This is a genomic window from Microbacterium sp. (genome assembly GCF_029263575.1).
Taxonomy (GTDB): domain Bacteria; phylum Actinomycetota; class Actinomycetes; order Actinomycetales; family Microbacteriaceae; genus Microbacterium.
Genome location: NZ_JAJUFV010000172.1, coordinates 1 through 5,693, shown reverse-complemented (window position 1 = coordinate 5,693; position 5,693 = coordinate 1). Strand labels below are relative to the sequence as shown.

The window sequence follows — 5,693 nt, the reverse complement described above, 5'->3', positions numbered from 1 at the left end:
GCCGCCGGGTATCGGGACTTCGCCGACCGCTGGAATCCGATCCTCGACGTGTTCGAGGAGGTCGGGGTGCGGTTCGCGCTCGAGGTGCATCCGTCCGAGATCGCCTACGACTATTGGACCGCGAAGGCGACACTGGACGCGATCGGACATCGGAAGAGCTTCGGGCTCAACGTGGACCCGTCGCACTTCGTGTGGCAGCGCTTGGACGAGGTCGGATTCGTGCTTGATTTCGCCGAGCACGTGTTCCACGTGCATGTGAAGGAGTCGATCACGAATCTGGACGGTCGCAACAGCGTGCTCGGGTCGCATCTGCCCTGGGCACATCCCCGCCGCGGGTGGACGTTCGTCTCGACAGGCCACGGTGCCGTGCGGTGGGAGCCGTTCTTCCGCGCACTGAACTCGATCGGCTATGACGGCCCAACGAGCGTCGAATGGGAAGACGCCGGTATGGACCGCCTGCACGGCGCACCAGAGGCGCTGGCCTTCGTGCGGGGGCTCGCGGCCATCACGCCGCCCGATGCCGCCTTTGATGCGGCGTTCTCCGGCTCTTCGCAGTTGAGGGGGTAGGTGAGGGCGCGTCGGTGTCCTGGTAGGGGTCGAGGTCTCCCGAGGATGGAAGTTCTCACACTGCCCGTCCGACGGAAGACCTCGACGTGTCCCACGCTACATTCGCTGCCCCTGATCTGACCGTGTTCTGCCGCCTCGACGAGTTCGGACTCGACGCCGTCGGACTGGACTTGCGGCGTGATCGGGCGGTCATCGAGTGTCGCGTCGCGGAGCCCGACTCGTGGTGTCGAGGTTGCGGCAGTCAGGCGCTCTCGCGCGGGACGGTTGCCCGTCGTCTCGCGCACGACCCGTTCGGCCATCGCCCCACCACGCTCTTGGTCCGGGTTCGCCGCTACCGGTGCGCGACCTGCGGGATCTCGTGGCGGGAGGACACGACGCGGGCGGCGGAGCCGAAGGCGAAGCTGTCGCGCGGCGGGGTGAGGTGGGCGCTGGAAGCACTCGTGATCGACCATCTCGCCGTCACCCGGATCGCTGCGGGGCTCGGCGGCGCCTGGCACACCGCCAACAGCGCGGTCCTTGCCGAAGGGCAGCGGGCGCTGATCGATGACCCGGCCCGGTTCGACGGCGTCACCACGATCGGCGTCGACGAGCATGTCTGGCGCCACACGCGCCACGGTGACAAGTACGTCACCGTGATCATCGACCTCACCCCGATCCGCACCGGGACGGGGCCCTCCCGGCTGCTCGACATGGTCGAGGGCCGCTCGAAGCAGGTGTTGAAGACCTGGCTCGCCGCACGCCCGAGCAACTGGCGCGACGGTGTTGACGTGGTCGCGATGGACGGGTTCACGGGCTTCAAGTCCGCCGCGGCCGAGGAGATCCCGACCGCGACGGCGGTGATGGATCCGTTCCACGTCGTCCGCCTCGCCGGCACCGCCCTCGATGACTGCCGCCGCCGTGTTCAACGCGACGTGTTCGGCAGGCGCGGACGGAAGGGCGACCCGCTCTACTCGGCCCGCCGCGCTCTCCATACCGGGACGCGGTTCCTCACCGACGGGCAGAAGGCCCGCCTGGAGGCACTGTTCGCCGCGGAGCAGCATGTCGAGGTCGAGGCGACCTGGGGGATCTACCAGCGCATGATCTCCGCCTACCGCGACTCGGATCGCGCCGCCGGGAGGAAGGCCATGCAGGGCGTGATCGATGCTGTCTCCCGCGGCGTCCCGGCCGCTCTGGTCGAGCTCCGCAGGCTCGGCCGCACGCTGAAGAAGAGAGCCGCTGACGTCCTCGCGTACTTCGACCAGCCCGGCACGAGCAACGGCCCGACCGAGGCGATCAACGGCCGTCTCGAGTACCTCCGCGGCTCCGCGCTCGGCTTCCGCAACATCGCCAATTACATCGCGAGATCGTTGCTCGAGACCGGCGGCTTCAGACCCCACCTACACCCCTGAATGCGAAGAGCCGTTTATCAGGCATACCCCGGCACGAATGCGCCCGCGACGGTCACTGATTCTTGCATCGATGCCTCTGTTCTCGGTATTCTTCTGCGGTGCGCGAGAACTCCTCGTGAAGCGGTTGCCGATAGCCGATCTCGCGACTCATAGCCTCGACCCGCACTATCCGCAACCGATCGCAGCTACTCGCCTTCCGGGTCCGACCAGGCGAAGTGCACACCGCCGCTGCTGACGACCGCCCAGGAACCGCAGGCGGCTCCTGCCTCGGGAATCGGGTCGATCAGCCACTCCGGGTCGAACGGCGGCGTCGTTGTAATATCCGCCGCACTGCAGTGCTCGGAATCGAACTCGGTCGGGCTCGTCCATCGCATGAGACTCGCATGACCGTCGAGCTGCGCAATCATGCGAATGTCGGTCGCATCGTCAGGCAGGAATCCCTGGAAGCGGAACGCCTCCCCTGATTCCTGGAGGTCAGCAATCGTGTCGAAGTGGAACTCGCGTTCCCCCACCTGAAACGTGTCTTGCACTACGGTGCATCCGCTTACGGTCAGCGCGGCGACTGCGCCGATTGCGCCGACGAGCAGTTTCATTCGAGCGTGCATAGTTTTCGTACCTTTCTGAGTATTGACCAGGTTGTATCGGGGCCGGACGGCCGTTGCGGCGAGGGGGTTCATCGAGCTGCCATGCCAATCGCCGGTGAAACACGGCCCGCTGTCCGCATGGGGATCGCGGCCGCCAGGATCGAGGCGATGATGACGCCGAAGAAAACGGCAGTGAGCGAGCCGATCGGCGGTGCACCGGCAGACATCCCCAGCGCGTTCAGCGCGAGCAGACCGTAGCCGCTGCCGAAGACGACACCGGTTATCGACCCCATCGTTGCCGCGAGCGCAGCCTCGATGGCGAGTGAGCGACGCGCACCCGCTCGAGTCATGCCCAGGGCGCGGGTCAGCGCGATTTCTTCGCGCCGCTCGGCGACGGAGAGCGCCAGGGTGACCATGACTCCGACCATTGCCACAATGAGGGTCACGCTGATCATGACGATGCCGATGATCTGGCCGACCAGGAGCGTCTGCTCGATGCCCTCCCGGACGTCGGATGCCCAGAACACGGGCGTGCCGTCGCTGACGCTCTCGAGCACCGCCGAGCGCAGTTCAACAGCGCCCGTTCCCGGAGCGGGATCAACGAGAATGTCGAGCCCGTCGACGCGAACATCCGCTGCCGGATGCTCGGTCAGCAGGTCGACAACGGCATCGGGGTCGTCGACAAAGTCGACGGGAATGATCGCAGCGGAGGAGAAGTTGCTCTCCATGTCCTCGCGGGCATCGGCGGTAGCTCCGGCTACGCCGACGACGAGTGCCGCCGTCAGCCCAACCCCCAGCATCAGCACGGTGCTCATGGCAGCCGTGCGGCGGGAGGACCGACGTGCGTTCGATACCGCTACACGGACCGCTCCCGACGACCCGGTCAAGGGTCGAAGGAGTGCTGCGAACCACTGAACGATAAAGGGTCCGATGCACACGAGCGCGACGAAGAGCAGCACACCGCTGAGCGCCGTCAACCCGAGTGCCAGGAACTCGTCGGTGCTCGCCGCGATCGCACCGGCCGCACCGGTGGCGACAGCGCTCAACGCAAGGACACTCGCTGCGACCAGGCGCACAGCTCGTCTGGTCGACCGTGCCTCCGTTGCCCTGGCTGCGCTCAGCGCTGCTATCGGCGAGGCTTTCCCCGCGGCTTTCGCTGCCGGAAGCGCTGCGACAACGGTGGAGAGTGTCGCCAGCACCAGGCACGCAACGAGTGCGAGCGGGGCCGAGTTGAACGCATCCGTCAGCAGACCGCTGGACTGCGCAACGGCAACGAGTCCGGCGGCGAGCGCCCATCCGACCGCGACGCCGAAGATACCGCTGAGCAGGCCGATGCATGCCGCTTCGAACAGCACGAGACGCCGTAACTGCGCGCGGCCCGCACCGACGCATCTCAGCAAAGCGAGTTCGGTCGCCCGACGCGAGAACACCGTCCGGAAGGTAGAGCCGACGATTACGACGGCCGACAGCAGCGCAAGGCCGACGAACACGGTGAGCGCGCCGAACACGCCTACGAGCGTGTCCGTCACCGTTCTCGCCTGGTCGGCTCGTTGTTCTTCGCCGCTGATGACGAGGCTGTCTCCTATCAGCGCGCTCACGGCATCCGGATCCATGTCACCTGCGATGAAGATCTGCACCGGGGTCATCGAGCCGATGGCGACGGCGTCCTCTTCCGTTATGAGCCCGACATCCATGCCGAACTCGTGAATCTGCCCGATGCCGGCGACGACCAGTTCTCGCCCCGCTGCGACGACCGTGTCGCCGACCGAGACCCCTGATCGTTCAGCGGTGCTGACACCGAGGTAGATCTCGCCCGCTTGCAGCGCATCCCCCTCCTCCAGGTCGGGGATGGCGCTGAGAGAGCCGGAACCGGGGTCGCTTGTCAGTTTCCACGTGGACGTCAGACCGCCCGCCTCAACGGAGACGTCTCCCAGGTACTCGACCGCGACTTCGTCAGTCTCGGGCAATGCTGCCACTTGCCCCGCCATATGGGCGACGGCCTCGTTGTCGATGCTTTCAGGGGGAACGACGACAACATCGGTCGCTTCCGGTGTTGTCATTCCGAAGGCGACGAGTGCGGCCCTTGCGTTGATTGCGATAAGGATCGACGACGCTGCGAAGGCGGTTGCGAGCGCGATCGCGAGGCCCATCATCAAGGCCTGTTTTGGCCGTCTCCTGATGCTTCGGACGGCGGCCTGCGGGACGATCATGCGACGGCTCCCGGCTGCGCGCTGATCGCGGCGACGCGCTCGAGCACCGTTTCGCGAGTGGGCTGATTGAGGATGCCCACCGAACGTCCGTCTTTCAGCAGCACGACTTCGTCTGTGACGGCGGCGGCCGAGGGGTCGTGCGTCACCATGACCACGGTCTGCCCGTAGTCGTCGACGCATGACCTGAGAAGTTCCAGCAGCGCTCCGCCGGATGCGCTGTCCAGTGCGCCGGTCGGTTCGTCGGCAACGATGAGATCCGGGTGGCCGAGCAGGGCTCTCGCCACCGCGACACGCTGGCGCTGCCCTCCCGACAGCTCAGACGGTAAGTGCCGAAGACGGTCACCGATCCCGAGCCGGCCGACAAGTTCAGTGCGCCACGCGCGGTCGGGACGCCGCCCCGCGAGCGATAACCCGAGGTCGATGTTCTCGCCGGCCGTAAGGTGCGGCAGGAGGTTGCCGTCTTGGAACACGAATCCGATCCTGTCGCGCCGGATGGCGGTGAGGGCGGCATCATCCAGACCGCCGAGATCGGTCTCGCCGAGCAGAATCCGACCCGACGTCGCGCGGTCGAGGCCCGCAAGGCAATGCAGCAGGGTCGACTTGCCTGAACCGGATGAACCCATGATCGCGGTGAACCTCCCGGACTCGAGTTCGATGCTCAGTCCGTCGAGTGCACGCACGCGGCTGTCTCCAGCGCCGTACTCTCGTACGAGGTCGACCGTTTGGGCCGCGAGCTTCAATGAGGGGTCAAACTTGGAGGGTCGCGAGTCACTGTTAGCGGAAGTCATGCGTCTACTGTCACGCTCACACCACAGGCCTCGCATCGACCTCCAGAACGGCTTGTCGTGCCACTCATCGTTCCTTTGAACGATATGCACTCGTATCCCGACTTGGCTCACGCTAGTGCCCCGCGGTGACGCGAGTCTTGATCGCCTCGACCGCGG

At 66.2% G+C, this 5,693-nt stretch carries 5 protein-coding genes; 2 read left to right on the top strand and 3 right to left on the bottom strand.

Features of this window, described 5'->3' with window-relative positions; translation table 11 throughout:
* A partial coding sequence (locus tag Q1J95_RS13810; RefSeq protein ID WP_300268539.1) for a sugar phosphate isomerase/epimerase occupies positions 1-567 on the top strand: 567 nt, incomplete at its 5' end.
* 86 nt (positions 568-653) lie between these two features.
* Complete coding sequence (locus tag Q1J95_RS13805) at positions 654-1,955, top strand: ISL3 family transposase (RefSeq protein ID WP_300268538.1); 1,302 nt, start codon at positions 654-656, stop codon at positions 1,953-1,955.
* A 185-nt stretch (positions 1,956-2,140) separates the two neighbouring features.
* On the opposite strand, the gene Q1J95_RS13800 is transcribed toward Q1J95_RS13805, so the two are convergent.
* The 3 genes from Q1J95_RS13800 to Q1J95_RS13790 all read right to left on the bottom strand — a co-directional run bounded on the left by Q1J95_RS13800 (position 2,141) and on the right by Q1J95_RS13790 (position 5,537).
* Entirely contained in the window at positions 2,141-2,548 is a 408-nt protein-coding gene (locus Q1J95_RS13800) for a hypothetical protein (protein WP_300268536.1), read from the bottom strand.
* Positions 2,549-2,628: 80 nt separating this feature from the next.
* Complete coding sequence (locus Q1J95_RS13795; RefSeq protein ID WP_300268534.1) at positions 2,629-4,692, bottom strand: FtsX-like permease family protein; 2,064 nt, start codon at positions 4,690-4,692, stop codon at positions 2,629-2,631.
* Positions 4,693-4,745: 53 nt separating this feature from the next.
* Positions 4,746-5,537 carry an ABC transporter ATP-binding protein gene (locus Q1J95_RS13790; RefSeq protein WP_300268532.1) on the bottom strand — a complete coding sequence of 264 codons (792 nt, stop codon included), beginning with the start codon at positions 5,535-5,537 and terminating at the stop codon, positions 4,746-4,748.
* Between the last annotated feature and the right edge of the window lie 156 nt (positions 5,538-5,693).